Raw genomic sequence first — 18640 nt, 5'->3', positions numbered from 1 at the left:
CCTCAACTTTTTGAGTTAGATTTTTTGTTTTTCGTTGAAAAGCGCCAATTGTACCTTTTGGCTTTTGATATAATTCCGAAGTAAATAATCTCCATTCACTCCAGTTATTTGTGATGGCTTGCGCTTCTGGTGTTAAAGTTCGGGGCACAAAATTCCATGTTTTGTTAATCGTGCTAAAAACCAATTCTTTTTCTTTCAAAGCTTTGATAATTTGCATTTCATGTGTATTATCTTCGTCTTTACAGCCCGTAAATGAAACGATTATTAACAAAAACAGTAAAACAATATATTTCATATGTATATAATATTTTTTTATTGGAATATGGTGTATTTATGAGGAAACCATCATTTGTGTTGGTGATTTAATAATCATAAATATTTCATATTAAAAAATTTAACTAAAAAGCAAATGTAGTTATTTTTGGTTTTTGGTTTGCCAAAGTGTTAAAGATGTTAACGCTATATTTTACGAAAACGTTATATTTGTACTTCAACATGACAAAAATGGACACAAAAATATTAATTATAGGCGCTTGCGGACAAATAGGAACCGAGCTAACGAACAAATTGCGAACGATTTACGGTAAAGATAATGTCATTGCTTCCGATATTAGGAAACTAAATACTGATATTGTAAATGAAGGAATTTTTGAAGTTGTAAATGCTTTAGATTACAATCAGATTGAACATTTATTAGAGAAATATCAAATTACCGATGTGTATTTGATGGCAGCACTACTATCGGCAACAGCCGAAAAAAATCCTGCTTTTGCTTGGGATTTGAATATGAATTCACTTTTTCACGTTTTGAATTTAGCGAAAGCCGGAAAAATTAAAAAAATATTTTGGCCCTCAAGTATAGCCGTTTTTGGCCCTACAACACCACGCGAAAACACACCACAATATACCATTATGGAACCAAGTACGGTTTACGGAATTAGTAAACAAACTGGAGAACGCTGGTGCGAATATTACCACAAACAATATGGTGTCGATGTGAGAAGCATTAGATATCCTGGGCTAATTAGTTGGAGTACACCTCCAGGTGGCGGAACGACCGATTATGCGGTAGATATTTACCACAAAGCCATTACCGATGGAAAATTTACTTCCTTCTTATCTGAAAATACAGGTTTGCCTATGATGTACATGGACGATGCTATAAAAGCGACTGTAAGTATCATGCAAGTTCCATCTGAAAATGTAAAAATTCGTTCGTCATACAATTTATCTGCAATGAGTTTTACACCTGCAGAAATTGCCGAAGAAATTAAAAAACACTTTCCTGATTTTACTATTAATTATGAACCAGATTTCCGTCAGAAAATTGCCGATTCTTGGCCAGCCAGTATCGATGATAGCGAGGCTAGAAAAGATTGGGGCTGGAAAAATGATTTCGATATGGAAAAAATGACGGTAGAAATGATTAGTAAGCTAAAAGAAAACGTTTATTAGTTTTTTAGAAAGACTCGATGTCATTTCGACGAAGGAGAAATCTCATAGCTAAAATTTGTGATTTCTCCTTCGTCGAAATGACAAAAATGGGTTTTTACTTCTTTTTTAGTTTGTCTATCAAAGCGTCCTCAATAGGTGCTTTAACTTTAATTACTTCGTTCGTGTTGTCGTTAGGAATCGTCATAGAAAGAACGTAGTGTTTTATTTTCCATTCGCCTTTTATTTTTTCTAGAACACCTGAACCACGACAAATTTTCATTTGAGTGTTTAGTAATTCGTCAAACCAAGCTGTTTTTCCTGATTTATCTAGATAAACATGACGTTCTAGTGCTGTAAAACTCCATGCTTTGCCTTTGTCGAAATAAGGTTTAGCAAAAGTCATAAAATCTTTTTTGTTCCAGTTTTCGGTGGCATCAGTGCCAATGTATATGGCGTCATCAGTCATGATGTTCATATAGTTGTCAAATTTTGCTTCGGCAGCCGCTTTGTGCCAACTGTCTAAAACCGAATTTATCTTTGCTGTTTCTTTAGTTTGGGCTTGTGTCATTGTGGATAGCAACAATAGAGAGAAAAATATTTTTTTCATAAGAATGATTTGATGGAGGTAATTTAATTAAAACCTGACGAATATTTATTGTTCATTAAGCTTTACTACAATGTTTAATTTTTTACTTTTCTTTTGTTTAGATTATGAAAGTAAAAATAGTAAATTTGTTGTTCATAATTCTAACTTATTCCAATATGAAAATAGTTTCATTTTTTGCAGGCGCTGGCGGTCTTGATTTGGGTTTTCAAAAGGCTGGTTTTGATGTAGTTTGGGCAAATGAATATGACAAAGATATTTGGGAAACTTATGAAAAGAATCATAAAAATACTATTTTAGACAAGCGTAGCATTGTTGATATTCCCTCGAATGAAGTTCCTGATTGTGATGGAATAATTGGCGGTCCGCCTTGCCAAAGTTGGTCAGAAGCAGGATCGAAAAGGGGAATTACAGACAAAAGAGGTCAGCTTTTTTATGAATTTATGAGAATTCTTGCAGATAAAAAACCCAAATTTTTTCTCGCTGAAAATGTTTCAGGAATGTTGCTACCTGCTCACAAAGATGCACTTGCAAACATCAAACAGATGTTTACCGACATTGGTTATGATTTATCATTTCAGTTATTAAATGTTTCTGACTTTGGTGTTCCTCAAGATAGAAAACGAGTTTTCTTTATTGGCTATAGAAATGATTTGGGAATAACTTTTCAATTTCCTAGAGGAATAACAATCGAAAAAAAAATTAGTTTAGAAGAAGCAATAAGCGATTTAAAAGATAATGTTTTGCCAGCGAAAGAAGGTAATTATACAAATGGTGAAAATTGCAAAATAGAAAATCACGAATATATGATTGGTGGTTTTTCGTCAATGTTTATGTCTAGAAATAGAGTTCGTTCTTGGGATGAAGTTTCTTACACAATTCAAGCTGGCGGAAGACACGCACCAATTCATCCACAAGCACCAAAAATGAATTTTATTGAACAAAATGTTAGAGAATTTGTTAGAGGGAAAGAATATTTATACAGACGTTTAAGTGTTCGTGAGTGTGCAAGAGTTCAAACTTTTCCTGATGATTTTATTTTTTACTACAAAAGTGTTGTTGCGGGATATAAAATGATTGGAAATGCCGTACCTGTTGCAATGGCAAAAGTTTTAGGAGAAAAAATCTTCAAAGATTTAAGTAAAAATAAAACAAGTAAAAGAGAAATATTTCAGAAAGTTTCATTGGTTAACAATGGTAATATTGTTCGAGAAAAAATGAATGAAATGTTAAATTCTATATCTGCATAATGGTAAAAATATCAACTCAAACAATAAATGGGAAAGCATTTGAATATGCTCTTTTGAATGAATTTTTAGAACGATTAAAAGCAGTTACAATTGTTACAGTTGTAGATAACGAACCATATAAAACTGCCAAAAAATGTTTTGATGGTTTTGATGAAAATGAGCAAAATCATTATAAATTAGTGGCAAGTTTTGCTGTTAATTTTCTTCTTGATATTGAACCACGTTTGGGAAACGGAATTAATAAAAGTGATGTTTTACAACTTGAAATCGTTTCAGATAAAATGGGACAAAGTGGTGATGTTCGTGATGTTTTAGCAATCAGGTCTTTGCAAAAATGGGAAATTGGGATTTCTGCTAAAAATAATCATCGTGCCGTTAAGCATTCAAGATTGTCAAATGATATTGATTTTGGATTAAAATGGCTAGATGTTCCTTGTTCTGCTGACTATTTTGAAGAAGTTAGACCTGTTTTTGATAATTTAGCAAAATTAAGAACTGCAAGTAAAGCAACACAAAAATGGGATACATTAGGTAATTATCACGATTCGGTTTATGTTCCAGTTTTAGACGCTTTTAGAAAAGAATTATTGCGTTTAGATAATGATAATGTTGGAATTATTGCCGAACGTTTGATAGAATATTTAATTGGTAGACAAGATTTTTATAAAGTTATAAAAGGAAAAAATAAAGTTGAAATTCAAGCATATAATTTGCACGGAACTTTAAATTTACCCTTTGAAAATATAAAACCTAAAGCCAAAATTCAGAAATTAAAATTGCCAAACAGATTAATTGAAGTTGTTTATCAAGAGAATTCTAAAACTACACTTTTAGTTACGTTGAACGAAGGCTGGCAAATATCTTTTAGAATTCATAATGCAAGTTCACGAATTGAACCTTCTCTTAAATTTGATATAAATTTGGTTTCTGCTCCACATTCTCTTTTCTCAAATCAGTTATTTATCAATTAGAATGATTTTTTAACTACATACATACGCGTGTTTTGTAATTTGTATAATTATAAATTCCTAAAAATGGATTCCCGCCTGCGCGGGAAAGATAATGACAAACGTTAATTAAAGTTGATTGTAGTTTATTAAGACTACCTTGCTACGTTGCTTGTCTATTCAGGTAGTCAAACAATCCCATGGAAAATAGTTTTGAAACCCTCATTGCCTCTTATATTGAAAATAAAGTGGGCATCTCTCAGCACTTTTTGAGTGACGAACTAGCCAACCACCTCAAGGAAAACTTACTTTCTCTGCATCACGACAATAAATTGATCACCGCCGGAACTGGCAATGCTGATAAGCTAATACACAACACGGCGATACGAAACGATGTGATTTATTGGCTCGACAAAAAGAACAACAATGCTCACGAAAATGCGTTTTTTGTACAAATAGAAGCTTTTATAGCATATCTAAATAGTTCTTGTTATGCTGGTATCACGGGTTATGAGTTTCATTATTCTTTGTACGAAACAGGAAGTTTTTACAGGAAACATTTAGACCAGTTTCAGGATAATTCGAGCAGACAATTCTCGATGATTAGTTATTTAAATAATGATTGGCAAGAAAAGGATGGAGGCGAATTGCTTATTCATCAAGTAGACAACGACCAGAAAATATCGCCTACGCAAGGCAAAACGGTTTTCTTCAAAAGTAACGAACTCGTTCATGAGGTTTTGGTGACTAATGAAAGACGCATGAGCGTTACGGGTTGGTTGAAGCGGGATTAGTATCTTTAGAACTTATAACCAACACCTAAAGTCCATATCATTTCATTATTAGCATCATAACCATAATAGGGCGCTATAAACAACCATTTGTTGTGTTCGACAATGGGAGAAAAAGCCAATTTTGGGTATATCTTTTTATCTAAAAAGATTAAAGAAGGAAAAGCACCAATTCCAATTTTGAAATGATTTTTTAGTTTGTATTTTAAACTTGGTCCGCCAACATTTAGCGCTATTACTTTATTACTAACAGAAAGTCCTATCATTCCTTCAAATCCTGCATCGATTTTACTTTCAGATTTGGGTTTTTCTGTTTGAGTAAAGCCACAAAAACAAGAAAGTAGCATTAAAAGTAAAATGTATTTTTTAAATAACTTAAAGTTCATTCTAATTAAATTACTAAGGTTTTATAATTAAAATCGTTGGTGTATTATTGAGCCAAATACTTTGTGAATCGATGAGTTTTTTCCAACTATCTAAGCTTATAATCATTAAATCTTGTTGCATTAGAAACTCTTTTCTAATGGTGCGTTCTTGCATCATCATAATATGATTGGGTGCAATTTGCTCGATAGAACGAATGCTTTCTTGCATGTGTGTATTGTTTTTTACTTCGTCTAAAACATCGGAAATTATGATTTGTGAACCATTATTATGAATCAGTTTTTGTGCATATTCTAGCAAGAAAGTATCTTCCTTACTAAATATGGGAATAAATACATTTTCAATTTGGTCTAATCCTTTATTTACTAATATTCCGACCGACATTTTGCTGTTTGCTATAATTTGACGTGTATTTTCATCAAACGGAGAATTTTCAAACAAGCCTTCTTTTCCTGTTATTTTATCAATAAATCGATCCGGGTTTATGATTCTGGTTGTGAATCCCAATACTTTTCCAAGTAATGTTCCTTCAAAGATAGATTGGCCAAGACCAACCAATAATAAATCATATTCTCCGTGATTGGCGGTTTCTATAAGATCAGAATAAATATCATTAGAAGCTTTAAACAAAGTATATATTTTTTGTTGTAATACATCGGCTTCAGTTACTATTGGCAAGAAAGTCTCTTTTTCGTAATCTTTTAAATCAAAAGAATGCAACTCTGAACTTAAACCCAAATGCATGGCTGTGACAATTGTGTTTTCAGTTTGTTTTTTTACTAAACTGTTGGCCACTTTTAGCAAAGCTTTTCCTTTTTCGGAGGAATCAAATGATAGTAAAACTTTGTATTTGCTTTTGTCACCAATGGTTTCGGGAACAAAATGCGTTTTGGTTTTAAAAAGATAATTGATTAAATCTAATGCTGGTCCAGTCATAAACGTGGTGACTAATGCCATAATAACCATCATTGTGAAAATTTCGGTTGACAATACGCCCAAATCATACCCAATATTTAGTACGACCAATTCCATCAAACCTCTGGTATTCATTAAGGCTCCTATAGAAAGACTGTCTTTCCAATTATGACCAACAAATTTTGAGGCCAAAGCACTTCCTAGAAACTTTCCAGCTACAGCTACGATTATAATAACACCAGTTATTTTCCACAAATGAATATCGTTAATTAATCCAATTTGGGTACGTAAACCAGTAAATACAAAGAATAATGGCAATAAAAGAATAACAGATACATCTTCTACTTTTTCGATAAATACGCTTCTAAACTTAGCGTTTTCGGGCATTATTGCTCCAGCCATAAAGGCACCAAACAAGGCATGAATACCAATCAGTTCTGAAACGTATGCTGAAATTAATAAGGTTAAAAAGAAAATAGCGACAATAGGTTTGTTTAAGCTTTCTTTGGTACGATTAATATCTGCCACTCGTTTTAGGAATGGTCGCACAACTTTTAGCATTAATAATACATACAAAAGTGCCAAACCAATCACATAAAGTGAACTGGTGAAAGAACCTGCTTTTACAATGGCAATAACTGCGGCTAGAATACACCATGCTGTAACATCATCGGCAGCAGCACAAGTAATCACGATAGTTCCCAGTTTTGTTTTATGAATGTTTCTTTCTTGGACAATTCTAGCCAATACCGGAAAAGCAGTAATACTCATAGAAATCCCTAGAAACAAACCAAATGAGGTAAAATCGATTCCAGCAGGAGCAAATGATTTATAGATGTAAAAAGCCAAACCCATTCCCAAAGCAAACGGAATAATAATACTCGCATGACTAATAACTACAGCGTCGTGGGCTTTATTTCGCAAGGCTTTCAAATCGAGTTCCATTCCGATGACGAACATAAAAAGGATTAATCCTATTTGGCTTAAGAATTGTAAATTACCTAATGATTCTTTCGGGAAAAGAATTCCTGAAAATTCAGGATAAAACATTCCTAATAATGATGGTCCTAGAAGAATTCCTGCGATGATTTCGCCAACAACCGATGGTTGTCCTATTTTTTTGCAAACCCATCCAAAAAAACGAGCCACCAGAATAATAGTGATGATTTGTACAAGAAGTATCGATAATGGATTTTGTAAATTATGAGTCATCGATGCTAGAAAATCATTCCAATGACCACTTCCTTTTGTATTTGAAACAATATTTTGTCCTTGTTCTAATGTTTTTCCATTGAGGATTATAGCGTAGATTAAAGATGAAAATCCGCCTATAATTATTAAATAAAAAAATGAATTTTTAAAATTTCTCATACTTCCTTGAATTTCTATTAGCAATAATTCGGTGCAAATATGGGAAGTCTTTTTTCGGAAAAAAAACAAAAATGCTACCCTTTTTCGAGCATTGTAACAAGAAGGAAAAACTTTGTAATAAGTTACCTTGTAATCAATTTCATAAAAGCAGAACGGTAGGTTTCACTTAACAAGACACTAATAAAATTCCCGTTTTTATCCTGTTGTTTAAGTGTAATTTCGTTGTGTGTGTAATGTTTGACTTGTGATACAGCAATAATTTCTTTTTTATTTACCCTACAAAAATTGGTTTTTGGAATTTGTTGAAGCAAGGCTTCGAAATTAATATTCTTTAGAACCAGAACACTTCCATCAATTAGAAGTGCTTCTTTGTCTCTACTGTCGTGTTCCGCAGATTTGACATAAACCAATTGATTAATATAAATAATTCCTTTTCCTTTATCTGTATTCAATGTGATAAATGCGGCGTTTTGAATTGTGCTTTTATGTCTTTCGACTGCTTTAAGAACTGCTTTGTGTAGTCGTTCTTTTGTTACGGGTTTGGTGATATAATCTACGGCATCAATATCAAAAGCTTCCGACCCGTATTCTTTGTATGCTGTGGTGAAAATTACCAGTTTGTTTTGAAGCCGGCTGGCCAATGTTAAGCCATCCATTCCAGGCATTTCGATATCGGTGATGCACAAATCAAAATCTATCGAAGTAATTTTTTCGAGTAATTTTTCGGGCGAGTTAAATACTTTGACTATTTCTAACTCTGGTATTTGTTCGCAGAGCATTTTTAAATAAGTCAAGCCTTGTAATTCATCATCCAGCAGTATGCATCTGAGTTTTGTAGTCAAGGAGATTGATTTTTAGATGAGCAGTATAGACATTGTTTTCAACTAAACTATCTAATTGAAATTGATTTTTATAAATAATTTTGAGGCGTTGTTCTAAAGTGGTATTTCCTAATCCGCTTCGGTCTTTTTTCATTGCTTTTTTATCGGAAACTTTATTTGAAACCGTAAGCATAAAGCAATTGTTTTTAAGTTCGAATAGTACAGTTATAAAAGCATCAGGACTTTGTAAATCGGCATGTTTAAATGCATTTTCAATTAAATCGATAGACAATAAAGGAGCCAACAATGCTTCTTCATAGAGCTTTTCATTTTCATTGATTTTAGTTTTTACAGTGAGTTCAAAAAGAGGACTGATTTTAATTTTATGAATTTCGATGAGGTTTAATGCAAATGCAATTTCTTCTTTTGGTGAAACCCATTTTTGTTGGCTATCATACAAAATGTAGTCCAGAACATTGGCTAATTTATCTAACGCAAAATAGGTTTGATAAGCATGTGATTGAACCGAGTTCAGAATATTTTTAAAAAGATGTGGATTAAGTCTCGATTCTAAAGTATCCAGTTTTAAACCATCTACTTTCATCTCAAGAGAAGTGTATTTGTCAAGGAGTTCTTTTTTGGTTTTTTCAGATTGCCATAAACGCCATGAGACTATACCTAGAGCTAATATTGCTACCGCTAAAATTAAAATTAATATAGAAATCATAAAATCAGGATTGCTTAATTATTATTTATGACAAAAATACTTAAAAATTGTAGGGTTTGTTTAGTCCATAAAAAAAAGACTATCATTTCTGATAGTCTTTTCGCTTTTTGCTCCCTCTCTTGGGCTCGAACCAAGGACCCTCTGATTAACAGTCAGATGCTCTAACCAACTGAGCTAAGAAGGAAAGTGTGTTTCACTTTTAAAGCGGTGCAAAGATAGCACCATTTTTATTATTTGCAAATAAAATTATCACTTTTTTAGAAAAAATTCTTCATTATTATTGCATAGATGTCTTTCCCGAAGGTTAAAGCCATTAAACTCAGCAAGATAATCATCCCTACAGTTTGAACTCTTTCTGCTGCTTTTACACTTAAAGTTTTACCAGTAATCATTTCTGCAATAGTAAATATAGCATGACCACCATCAAGACCTGGAATAGGCAGCAAGTTCATAAACGCTAATCCTATCGAAAACATGGCTGTAAAACCCCATACAAACTCCCAGTTCCATTCTTTTGGAAGTTTCTGAGTAATTCCTATTGGGCTCATTACTTGCTTGTAGGCTTCGGTTTTTGGTCTAAGGATTAGTTTAAACTGCTTGATGTTATAAATAAATTGTGTATAAGACTCGTTTATAGCAGCAGGAATGGCTTGAAAAAGGCTTAATTTGTTTGTTATTATAAAATCCTCTTTGTCTTCAAAAGTGGGTCTAAAACCAAGTTTTCCTTCCGGTGTAACTTTAGATGATAATAAAATTTCTTTACCAGCTCTTAAAACAGTTAGTTTAATTGAATCTGATTTTTTAGCTTCCAAAGTTGTAGAAAGTTCGTCATAGAATTTAATGTTCTGATCATTTACTCTTACAATTTTATCACCTTTTAATAATCCAGCTTTATTTGCTTCGCTTTTAGGAACAATAGAATCCACATAAACCTCAGTTAATCTTGGAGAAATAAAATCTTTCCCTTCGGTAGCTAAAATTTTCCCTTTTTGTTGGTCGGTAATAGATAATGTTTGTTTTTGTCCTTCTCTTTCTACTTCTACCTTGTCTCCCAATAAGACATCAATAATCATTCGATTAAATTTTGGTTGCACTTTACCATCAACACTCAAAATTTTATCTCCATTTTTGAACCCAGCATCAATTCCTGATTGTCCAAACATTAATCCCTTTTTCTGGTATAATTCAGTTGATGCATATTTTTGTCCAACTGTACTAAACATAACGGTATAAATAAAAATAGCTAAAAGAATGTTTACTGTGATTCCTCCCAGCATAATAATTAAACGTTGCCAAGCTGGTTTAGAACGGAATTCCCACGGTTGTGCTGGCTGTGCCATTTGTTCGGTATCCATACTTTCGTCCATCATTCCTGATAGTTTTACATAACCACCTATAGGCAACCAACCAATTCCCCATTCGGTATCGTTTATTTTCTTTTTAAATAATGAAAATCCAGCATCCATAAAAAGATAGAATTTTTCGACTCTAACTTTAAATATTCTTGCGGTAATATAGTGCCCAAATTCGTGAAGAATGACAAGAACAGAGAGTATAAATAAGATTTGTGCTATTTGTATTAAAGTATCCATTTATTAATTTTAATTTTTTGTATAAAAAACAAAAGTAAGGTTTTCACCTTACTTTTTTACAATATATGTGCCGAGATTATTTTTTTATGAAATTTTTATGAAAAGTCCCTTCTGATGTTTCGAAATTTACAATGTACATTCCTGTAGAAAGACTAGAAACATTAATCTTATTCTGATTGGTCTCTAAAGATTTTTGACCTAAAGCATTGTATAAACTTACTTTTTGTAAAGTCATATTTGTTGGAAAATCGATCGTTAAAATATCTGAAGCTGGATTAGGGTACATATTTAGTGCTGTATCATAATTAAAATTACTTACACTTAGGATAGCAGTACTATTTCGAGAAATGATATCTTTATTAGGATCGAATTGTACTCCAGTTACTGTAAATCCTACTGGAACTACAAAGCTTTGTCCGTTTGTTGTGTTGTTTAAAACTACATCTAATTGTTGCCCGGAAGCTCCTGTTAATCTTACAGGAACTGGCATTTCGAAATAGCTAACAGAAGCATCAGATTGTGTTTGACTAATTTGAACCGTTGCTTGACCTGCACCAGAATTGAATGCATTTATAGTATAAGTCGGATAACCCTCATTGTAAACCCAATCATTAAAAAATTCTTGTAAACTACTTCCATAAATGGTTTCAAGTTTTGCTTGAAATTGTGGTGTTAAAGCATACGCATAAGCTAACGTTGGATCACTTAAATAATTTCTTAATGCTTGAAAGAAATTAGTATTACCCATCTTAAAACGCAACATATTAGCTACCATCGAACCTTTATTGTAGGTTAATCTATAGTCAAAAATTCTATTAACATTGGTAATTTGTGCATCAGTTAAATATAAGTTTCCGTTTGTGGCACCTGTAATACTATTTATTTTATCATTTTTCCAAGTTACAAAGCTAGTTGCTCCGTCTAAATTTTCTACAACACAACCTGACATATATTCGGTAATTCCTTCGTTTAACCAAATGTCTTTCCACGAGCCGCAGGTTATTTTGTCTCCAAACCATTGGTGTGCTGTTTCGTGTGCAATTAAACTTCTACTATAAGCACCAGAACCTCCAGCAGTCATAAATGAAACAGTGGTGTGTTCCATACCGCCACCCCAACTAAATTGACATAAACCATATTTTTCATTTCTAAATGCATATGGTCCAATAATAGATTCATAAAAATTTAAAATAGTTGGTGTAATTGCCATACTAGTTTGGTTAGCAGCAGCAGTTTCTGGATAGCTATAATTTATAAGGGGATAAAATGGGCTAGCAACTGTTCCTAAACCAGCTTGTTGATTATAAACACTATAATTAGTAACAGCAATGGCAATTAAGTATGCTGGGATTGGATAACCATGATGAAAGTGAGTGGTTTTATTTGCTCCAACAGTTACTGGCGCTTCAGGTTCTATACCATTAGAAACACTAACATATTCTGATGGCGCAGTAATGTAAACATCAATACTAGCAACTTTATCGTTTAAGTCTTGCTTGCATGGCCACCAATCACGAGCACCATAAGGTTCAGAAAGCGTATACAAAACAGCTTTTGAACTTGCTCCACTTCCATGAGTGGTTGTAGTAAATGCATCAAAACCATTTACTGGTGGCGCTCCAGAATAAGTAATTTCTACTGTTGCGGAATTCCCTGAGGTAATTGTTGTTGGTAAAGTGATAACCAATTCGTTATTTGTATTTTCTACAAATGATAAATTAGTTGCGCCCTGTTTAACTGAACTAGCAGTTAACTCATTGGCAAAATCGAAAGTGACAGTTGTCATATTTGATAATGCAGTAAAAGTTGTTGTAACTTTCCCGGATATAAAATACACCGTAGGATCGACCGTAAACTCCATTTTATGATAGGTAATATCATAGTTTTGAGTATTCGGATTTACTGCTAAATTCATTATTTTTGAAGCAGATTTTCCTTCAGCTTCAGCAATATTTTCAGTGCTATATTTCTCGTTTTGAGAAAACCCAAAAACGTTTGTTAAAAGCAATACTATAAGTGTAATTTTTTTCATGGGACTTTCAATATTTACACAAATTTAATACTTTCATTGATATTTTGTATTTATTTTTATTAAATCATCAAAATAACTAACTTTTTAATGCACAAAAAGCGACAAATAATTTGCCGCTCTTATAAATAGTATAATATATTTTTATTTATTTCCCAACAGGAGTAGCTCATTTACTACTACTTCGGTATAATATCTTTTTACGCCATCTTTGTCATCATAACTTCTATGTGTCAGTTTTCCCTCAACAGCGATTTCTTTTCCTTTGGTTACAAAACTTTCAATGATTTCTGCAGTTTTTCCCCATGCGGTAACGTTGTGCCATTGCGTATCTGTTACTTTTTCGTTTTTGTCATTATAATACACTTCGTTTGTAGCAATGGTTAGTTTGGCTAGTTTTTTTCCGTCTTCTAGGATTTTAATTTCTGGATCGTTTCCTACGTTTCCAATTAACTGTACTTTGTTTCTTAATGCATTCATGGCGTGTAAATTTAAATTGTTATTTTTTATGTTAGTGTCGATTGTTATTTGATTTCGACAGTGCAAAGATGTGGCGAGTTCCAAAATTTATTCGGTTGTAACTCATTTACTTTCGGTTGTAATTGTTTGTAATCGTTTGTAATTGGAGTTTTTTATTTATATTTGGTTGATTTTAAAAGACTTTAAACAAAATAATTAAAATTAAATGATAAACATATTTAGAGGAACTTTTAGCGAAACTATTAATATCAGGAATTTATTAGAAAATATAAATATTCAAGTATTTACTGAAAATGAAAATATGACAAATATTGAACCTTGGGCAATAAGTTCAGGAGGATTTAATCCAATAATTTTAAAGGTAAAAGCTGAAGATTTTGAAAATGCTAAAAAATTAATTGAAGATTTTGAAAACGGAATCTTAAATCAAGAAACCCTAAAATTTCCTATAGGTCATTTTACAAAACCCGATTCAATTTCAGAAAATGACATTCAAAACTGGATTGAAACAATTGAAATGTTTCCATTAAAATTAAAAAACACGGTTTCAAATTTATCTGTAGAAGAACTTAATTGGACATATCGACCAGATGGCTGGAAGATAAAACAAGTCATTCACCATTGTGCCGACAGTCATATAAATAGTTTTGTAAGATTCAAACTGGCGATTACCGAAGACAATCCGACCATAAAACCTTATGATGAAGCAAAATGGGCAACACTTATAGATGGAGATTGTGATGATATTTTAACTTCCTTGCTAATCCTAGAAGGAATTCATGCAAGATGGACAATGTTGCTAAAAAGTTTTGACACTGCGGATTTAGCCAAAACATTTACACACCCAGAAAGTAAAAAAACATACGAATTAAAAGAAGTTATTGGTTTGTATGCTTGGCATTGCAAACATCATTTTGCGCATATTGAGCAGGCATTACTATATAAAGGCAAATTTTAGAAGATGAAATATTTATGATACTTAAATCACGAACACAAATGAAGATTTCCTCATAAATATACCATATTCCAATAAAAAATAAATATTATTAACGTATGAAAAACTGTTTAGAATGTAACGAAAAAATTATAGGTCGCGAAGACAAAAAGTTTTGCAGTGATGGTTGTCGCAACGCTTATAACAACAAAATAAATAAAGATTCGACCAACTTAATGCGAAATATAAACAACAAATTACGCAAAAACTATCGCATTTTGTCCGATTTGAATCCTGAAGCGAAATCGAAAACAACACGTTCAAAATTATTAAGCAAAGGTTTCGATTTCGAGTTTTTTACCTCAATTTATACTACTAAAACTGGGAATATATATTATTTTTTATATGACCAAGGATACATGTCTATAGAAAATGAAGGGTTTGTTTTAGTAAAAAAAGATTCGTAAAAATGGAAGAAAAAGAAAAAAATGGTTGTGTTATTGGTATAACTATTATAGTTGTCTTATTAACCCTTTTATTTTTTGCAAAAAAAAATACAAAAAAAAATTATGATAAAAAATTGAAAAACTGTAATGCTACTACAATAGCTTACACTTACAGGCTTATGAAGTCAGGAAAAAATTCTAATGTTAAATACTATTTTTATAATGACAGGATAAAATATTCAGATATAACTGAAGCTAGTTGGGAATATGAAAATTTATACAAATTCTACAAAGTGAAATATAATGTCAGTAATCCCGATGAGAGTATAATCTTTTGTAACAAAGAGTTATTTCCAGACTCATTATCCCTAATAAAAGCAGGATTTAAAAAAAAGAAAATCTATTATTATGACAATATCACTAGCACATATAAAGAAAAAATAGAATGGCAATAAGTAATAAAAACATTTCAATATTAGGTTGCGGTTGGTTGGGCTTGCCATTGGCGACAGTATTAATCTCAAATAATTTTTCTGTAAAAGGTTCGACAACTTCTCAGAACAAACTTTCTGTATTGGAAGAAAATAGAATTCAGCCGTTTTTACTTTCGTTAAATGAAAATGAAATCATTGGAAATATTGATGCTTTTTTAGAAAATTCAGAAGTTTTAATTATTGATATTCCACCAAAATTACGAGGAAATGCTACGGAGAATTTTGTAGCCAAGATAAAAACTTTGATTCCATTTATCGAAACATCATCAGTAACGAAAGTGTTGTTTGTGAGTTCGACTTCTGTTTATGCGGATGATAATTCGATTGTAACGGAAGAAACCACTCCAAAACCAGAAACTGAAGGCGGAAAACAATTATTGGAAGCCGAAAAATTATTTCAAAACAATAAAAATTTTCAAACTACAATCCTTCGTTTCGGCGGATTAATAGGTGAAGATCGCCATCCTATAAAATTTCTGGCTGGTAGAGAAAATATTGAAAATCCTGACGGGGCCATAAATCTAATTCATCAAAAAGATTGTATTGGGATTATCTTGAAAATCATTTGTCATACTGAGTCTGACGAAGTGTGGAATGAAACGTTTAATGCTGTTTCACCATTTCACCCAACTCGAGAAGAATATTACACCCAAAAAGCCATCGAATTAAATTTGACTTCACCCAAATTTAATAAAGAAAAACCATCTTTTGGGAAAGAAATTTTGAGCGAAAAATTAATTAAAACTTTAGATTTTACATTTGCAAAATCAGATTTATAAAAAATTATTCTTCTAAAGCATTCCAGCCTCTAGCTTTTAGAGGAATTCTTGTATTGGCACGAGTTACTAAATGAATTCCTTCACTTTCCTGCGTCATGTGACCAATAATTGTAAAGTTAGGATTGCCTTTTATTTTTTCAAAATCTTCCATAGCAATGGTAAAAAGTAATTCGTAATCTTCTCCACCATTTATCGCGACAGTTGTAGAATCGATATTAAATTCTTCGCAAACAGAAATAAATTGGGGATCGATAGGCAATTTGTCTTCATACAAATTACAACCTACTTTGCTTTGTTTGCACAAATGCATAATTTCTGAAGATAATCCGTCAGAAATATCAATCATAGATGTTGGTTTTATTTCCAAAGCGTGCAACAAAGTTCGAACATCTTTACGAGCTTCTGGTTTTAGTTGACGCTCGATAAGATATGTATAAGCATCTAAATCAGGTTGCGAATTTGGGTTTACTTGAAACACTTGTTTCTCACGTTCTAGAACTTGTAATCCCATGTAAGCTGCTCCAATATCACCGGTTACAACCAATAAATCGGTTTCTTTTGCGCCATTTCTGTATACAATTTCATCTTCATCAGCTTCACCAATTGCTGTGATAGAAATTATTAATCCTTTTTGTGATGAGGTTGTGTCTCCACCAATGACATCAACTTTATATTCATGAGCAGCTAAATTAATTCCTGCAAATAATTCTTCTAATGCTTCTAGCGGAAAACGATTAGAAACTGCTACCGAAACTGTGATTTGAGTTGCTTTAGCATTCATTGCACAAATGTCAGAGATATTTACCACGACCGCTTTGTAACCCAGATGTTTGAGTGGCATGTAAGCCAAATCGAAATGAACACCTTCAATTAATAAATCGGTCGAAACAACTATTTTTTTGTCTTTAAAATCTAAAACAGCAGCATCATCACCAATTCCTTTTAAGGTCGATGGTTGCATAATTTCGAATTGTTTAGTCAAGTGGTCTATCAAACCAAATTCTCCTAATTGTGCTATACTGGTACGTTGTGGTGTTTTATCTTCGATCATTTATTTTTAATTTGAAGATGCAAAGGTACGAAGAAATTTTTGCCTCAAATCGCACAAATTTTGATTAAATTTATAGAATCTTTCAGATTAATTAATTTACCTAAAATGAAAATTTTTGATATTGTTACACTTACTGTAAATCCAGCTTTAGATAAAAGTACGCATTTTAGAGGTTTGGTTCCGGAGCAAAAAATTCGTTGCGAAACGCCAAGATTTGATGCAGGCGGTGGCGGAATCAATGTTTCTAAAGCAATTGCTCATCTAGGAGGAAGTTCTAAAGCTCTATTTACATCTGGTGGATTCACAGGAGAAATGTTGAAAGAGATTGTAAAAAAAGAAGGAATTTCGTTTGAAACGATAGAAATTCATAGTGATACTAGAGAAAGTTTTGTTGCTGTCGATGACAATACAAACTTGCAGTATCGTTTTGGTTTTAAAGGAGCTGAAATTAATGAAACTGAAAAAAATAAAATTATCCAATTAATTCAAGAATTAAAATCTGATTATTTAATTGTTAGTGGAAGTCTAAATGAAGGTTTGCCGGTTGATTTTTACAAAAAAATTGCTGAGATCACTAAAAAATCAGGAATAAAATTAATAATCGATTCTGATGGAGAAGCTTTAGTAAAAGTTTTAGAAGTGGGTGTTTTTATGATTAAACCTAATGTTTCCGAATTGTCTAAATTAATTGGTGTAAAGAGTTTAGAAATGGAAGAAATAAATCATGCCGCAAAGCAAATTATTGCAAATGGAGGTGCCGAAATAGTAGTTGTGTCACTAGGACCACAAGGTGCTGTATTGGTTACAAAAGATTTTTATGAATTTGTTTCTGCTCCAAACGTCGTTAAAAAAAGTACTGTCGGAGCTGGTGACAGTATGGTAGGAGGGATGGTTTTAGCGCTTTCTCAAAACAAAAGCTTAAAAGAAGTTCTTCGTTGGGGAGTTGCTTGCGGATCTGCAGCGACCATGAATGAAGGAACACAGCTTTTCAAAATGGAAGATGCAAAACGATTGTTTGAATGGTTGAAAGATAAATAAAATAAAAAAACCTGACAATTTTTATCATCAGGTTTTCTCTATTATTTATTCTCTAAAAAAATATTAATCATTCAATTTCAAAACTGCCATAAATGCTTCTTGAGGAATTTCAACATTTCCAACGAGTCTCATACGTTTTTTACCTTTTTTCTGTTTTTCTAAAAGTTTACGTTTACGAGAAATATCTCCACCGTAACATTTAGCTGTAACGTCTTTTCTTAAGGCTTTTATCGTTTCACGAGCAATAATTTTGGCTCCAATTGCTGCTTGAATTGGAATGTCAAATTGCTGACGAGGAATAAGTTCTTTTAGTTTTTCGCACATTTTTTTACCAATGTGGTATGCGTTGCTTTCGTGAATTAATGCCGATAAAGCATCTAAGGAAGTTTCATTTAACAATACATCAAGTTTTACTAATTTTGAAGTTCTCATACCAATTTGAGAGTAGTCAAAAGATGCATAACCTTTAGAAACTGTTTTTAATCGATCGTAAAAATCGAATACAATTTCTGCGAGTGGCATATCAAAATTTAGCTCTACACGTTCGGTTGTT

At 32.3% G+C, this 18640-nt stretch carries 18 protein-coding genes, 1 tRNA gene and 2 pseudogenes; 9 read left to right on the top strand and 12 right to left on the bottom strand.

Translation table 11 applies throughout. The features are described 5' to 3' along the window. Window positions 1-295, bottom strand: a pseudogene (locus tag ACKVOV_RS04925) (hypothetical protein); the annotation flags it as partial. A gap of 209 nt (window positions 296-504) precedes the next feature. Between ACKVOV_RS04925 and ACKVOV_RS04920 the strand changes: the two are divergent. After that, entirely contained in the window at window positions 505-1455 is a 951-nt protein-coding gene (locus ACKVOV_RS04920; RefSeq protein WP_409205654.1) for an L-threonine 3-dehydrogenase, read from the top strand. A gap of 94 nt (window positions 1456-1549) precedes the next feature. Here ACKVOV_RS04920 and ACKVOV_RS04915 read toward each other — a convergent pair whose 3' ends face one another. Then, window positions 1550-2041: a nuclear transport factor 2 family protein gene (locus ACKVOV_RS04915; protein ID WP_409205653.1), complete on the bottom strand. Its 492-nt coding sequence runs from the start codon at window positions 2039-2041 to the stop codon at window positions 1550-1552. Between the two features lie 155 nt (window positions 2042-2196). Here ACKVOV_RS04915 and ACKVOV_RS04910 point away from each other — a divergent pair, with 155 nt between their 5' ends. The 3 genes from ACKVOV_RS04910 (at window position 2197) to ACKVOV_RS04900 (ending at window position 5029) form a co-directional block, all read left to right on the top strand. Further along, window positions 2197-3288: a DNA cytosine methyltransferase gene (locus tag ACKVOV_RS04910; RefSeq protein ID WP_409205652.1), complete on the top strand. Its 1092-nt coding sequence runs from the start codon at window positions 2197-2199 to the stop codon at window positions 3286-3288. Next, complete coding sequence (locus ACKVOV_RS04905; protein ID WP_409205651.1) at window positions 3288-4259, top strand: HaeIII family restriction endonuclease; 972 nt, start codon at window positions 3288-3290, stop codon at window positions 4257-4259. Before ACKVOV_RS04910 ends, ACKVOV_RS04905 begins: the two co-directional genes overlap by 1 nt. 245 nt (window positions 4260-4504) lie before the next feature. After that, the gene (locus tag ACKVOV_RS04900) at window positions 4505-5029 is read left to right on the top strand and encodes a 2OG-Fe(II) oxygenase (RefSeq protein ID WP_409205650.1); all 525 of its coding nucleotides are present in this window, start codon (window positions 4505-4507) and stop codon (window positions 5027-5029) included. A gap of 5 nt (window positions 5030-5034) precedes the next feature. Here the strand turns inward: ACKVOV_RS04900 and ACKVOV_RS04895 are convergent, their stop codons facing one another. The 8 genes from ACKVOV_RS04895 to ACKVOV_RS04860 all read right to left on the bottom strand — a co-directional run bounded on the left by ACKVOV_RS04895 (window position 5035) and on the right by ACKVOV_RS04860 (window position 13345). Further along, window positions 5035-5412 carry a hypothetical protein gene (locus ACKVOV_RS04895; protein WP_409205649.1) on the bottom strand — a complete coding sequence of 126 codons (378 nt, stop codon included), beginning with the start codon at window positions 5410-5412 and terminating at the stop codon, window positions 5035-5037. 13 nt (window positions 5413-5425) lie between these two features. Then, window positions 5426-7696 carry a cation:proton antiporter gene (locus ACKVOV_RS04890; RefSeq protein ID WP_409205648.1) on the bottom strand — a complete coding sequence of 757 codons (2271 nt, stop codon included), beginning with the start codon at window positions 7694-7696 and terminating at the stop codon, window positions 5426-5428. Between the two features lie 122 nt (window positions 7697-7818). Continuing rightward, entirely contained in the window at window positions 7819-8475 is a 657-nt protein-coding gene (locus ACKVOV_RS04885) for a LytR/AlgR family response regulator transcription factor (protein WP_409205647.1), read from the bottom strand. Between the two features lie 28 nt (window positions 8476-8503). Then, window positions 8504-9244: a sensor histidine kinase gene (locus tag ACKVOV_RS04880; RefSeq protein WP_409205646.1), complete on the bottom strand. Its 741-nt coding sequence runs from the start codon at window positions 9242-9244 to the stop codon at window positions 8504-8506. A gap of 110 nt (window positions 9245-9354) precedes the next feature. Further along, window positions 9355-9428, bottom strand: a tRNA-Asn gene (locus tag ACKVOV_RS04875). Window positions 9429-9501: 73 nt separating this feature from the next. After that, window positions 9502-10836, bottom strand: a complete 1335-nt coding sequence (gene rseP / locus ACKVOV_RS04870; protein ID WP_409205645.1) for an RIP metalloprotease RseP — start codon at window positions 10834-10836, stop codon at window positions 9502-9504. Window positions 10837-10912: 76 nt separating this feature from the next. Then, window positions 10913-12868, bottom strand: coding sequence for a M1 family aminopeptidase (locus ACKVOV_RS04865; protein ID WP_409205644.1), 1956 nt, complete (start codon window positions 12866-12868; stop codon window positions 10913-10915). A 141-nt stretch (window positions 12869-13009) separates the two neighbouring features. Next, a complete protein-coding gene (locus ACKVOV_RS04860) occupies window positions 13010-13345 on the bottom strand; it encodes a single-stranded DNA-binding protein (RefSeq protein ID WP_409205643.1) in 336 nt (111 codons plus the stop codon). 205 nt (window positions 13346-13550) lie between these two features. On the opposite strand from ACKVOV_RS04860, the gene ACKVOV_RS04855 reads away from it, so the two are divergent. From ACKVOV_RS04855 to ACKVOV_RS04840, 4 genes are all read left to right on the top strand, one after another. Then, window positions 13551-14303 carry a YfiT family bacillithiol transferase gene (locus tag ACKVOV_RS04855; RefSeq protein ID WP_409205642.1) on the top strand — a complete coding sequence of 251 codons (753 nt, stop codon included), beginning with the start codon at window positions 13551-13553 and terminating at the stop codon, window positions 14301-14303. A 95-nt stretch (window positions 14304-14398) separates the two neighbouring features. Then, the gene (locus ACKVOV_RS04850) at window positions 14399-14746 is read left to right on the top strand and encodes a hypothetical protein (RefSeq protein ID WP_409205641.1); all 348 of its coding nucleotides are present in this window, start codon (window positions 14399-14401) and stop codon (window positions 14744-14746) included. Window positions 14747-14748: 2 nt separating this feature from the next. Further along, window positions 14749-15180: a hypothetical protein gene (locus ACKVOV_RS04845; RefSeq protein ID WP_409205640.1), complete on the top strand. Its 432-nt coding sequence runs from the start codon at window positions 14749-14751 to the stop codon at window positions 15178-15180. Beyond that, window positions 15171-15998 (top strand): SDR family NAD(P)-dependent oxidoreductase, encoded by an 828-nt coding sequence (locus tag ACKVOV_RS04840; RefSeq protein ID WP_409205639.1) that lies wholly within the window; start codon window positions 15171-15173, stop codon window positions 15996-15998. Before ACKVOV_RS04845 ends, ACKVOV_RS04840 begins: the two co-directional genes overlap by 10 nt. 4 nt (window positions 15999-16002) lie before the next feature. Here ACKVOV_RS04840 and thiL read toward each other — a convergent pair whose 3' ends face one another. Beyond that, on the bottom strand, window positions 16003-17049 hold the full coding sequence (thiL, locus tag ACKVOV_RS04835; RefSeq protein WP_409205638.1) for a thiamine-phosphate kinase: 1047 nt from the start codon (window positions 17047-17049) through the stop codon (window positions 16003-16005). 105 nt (window positions 17050-17154) lie between these two features. On the opposite strand from thiL, the gene ACKVOV_RS04830 reads away from it, so the two are divergent. Continuing rightward, a complete protein-coding gene (locus ACKVOV_RS04830; RefSeq protein WP_409205637.1) occupies window positions 17155-18087 on the top strand; it encodes a 1-phosphofructokinase family hexose kinase in 933 nt (310 codons plus the stop codon). Window positions 18088-18150: 63 nt separating this feature from the next. On the opposite strand, the pseudogene ACKVOV_RS04825 reads toward ACKVOV_RS04830, so the two are convergent. Next, a pseudogene (locus tag ACKVOV_RS04825) lies at window positions 18151-18640 on the bottom strand (elongation factor 4); the annotation flags it as partial.

The organism is Flavobacterium sp., from assembly GCF_046153165.1.
GTDB lineage: Bacteria > Bacteroidota > Bacteroidia > Flavobacteriales > Flavobacteriaceae > Flavobacterium.
Note: the sequence above shows the minus strand (reverse complement) of the source record. Positions and strands in the feature narration are given on the sequence as shown.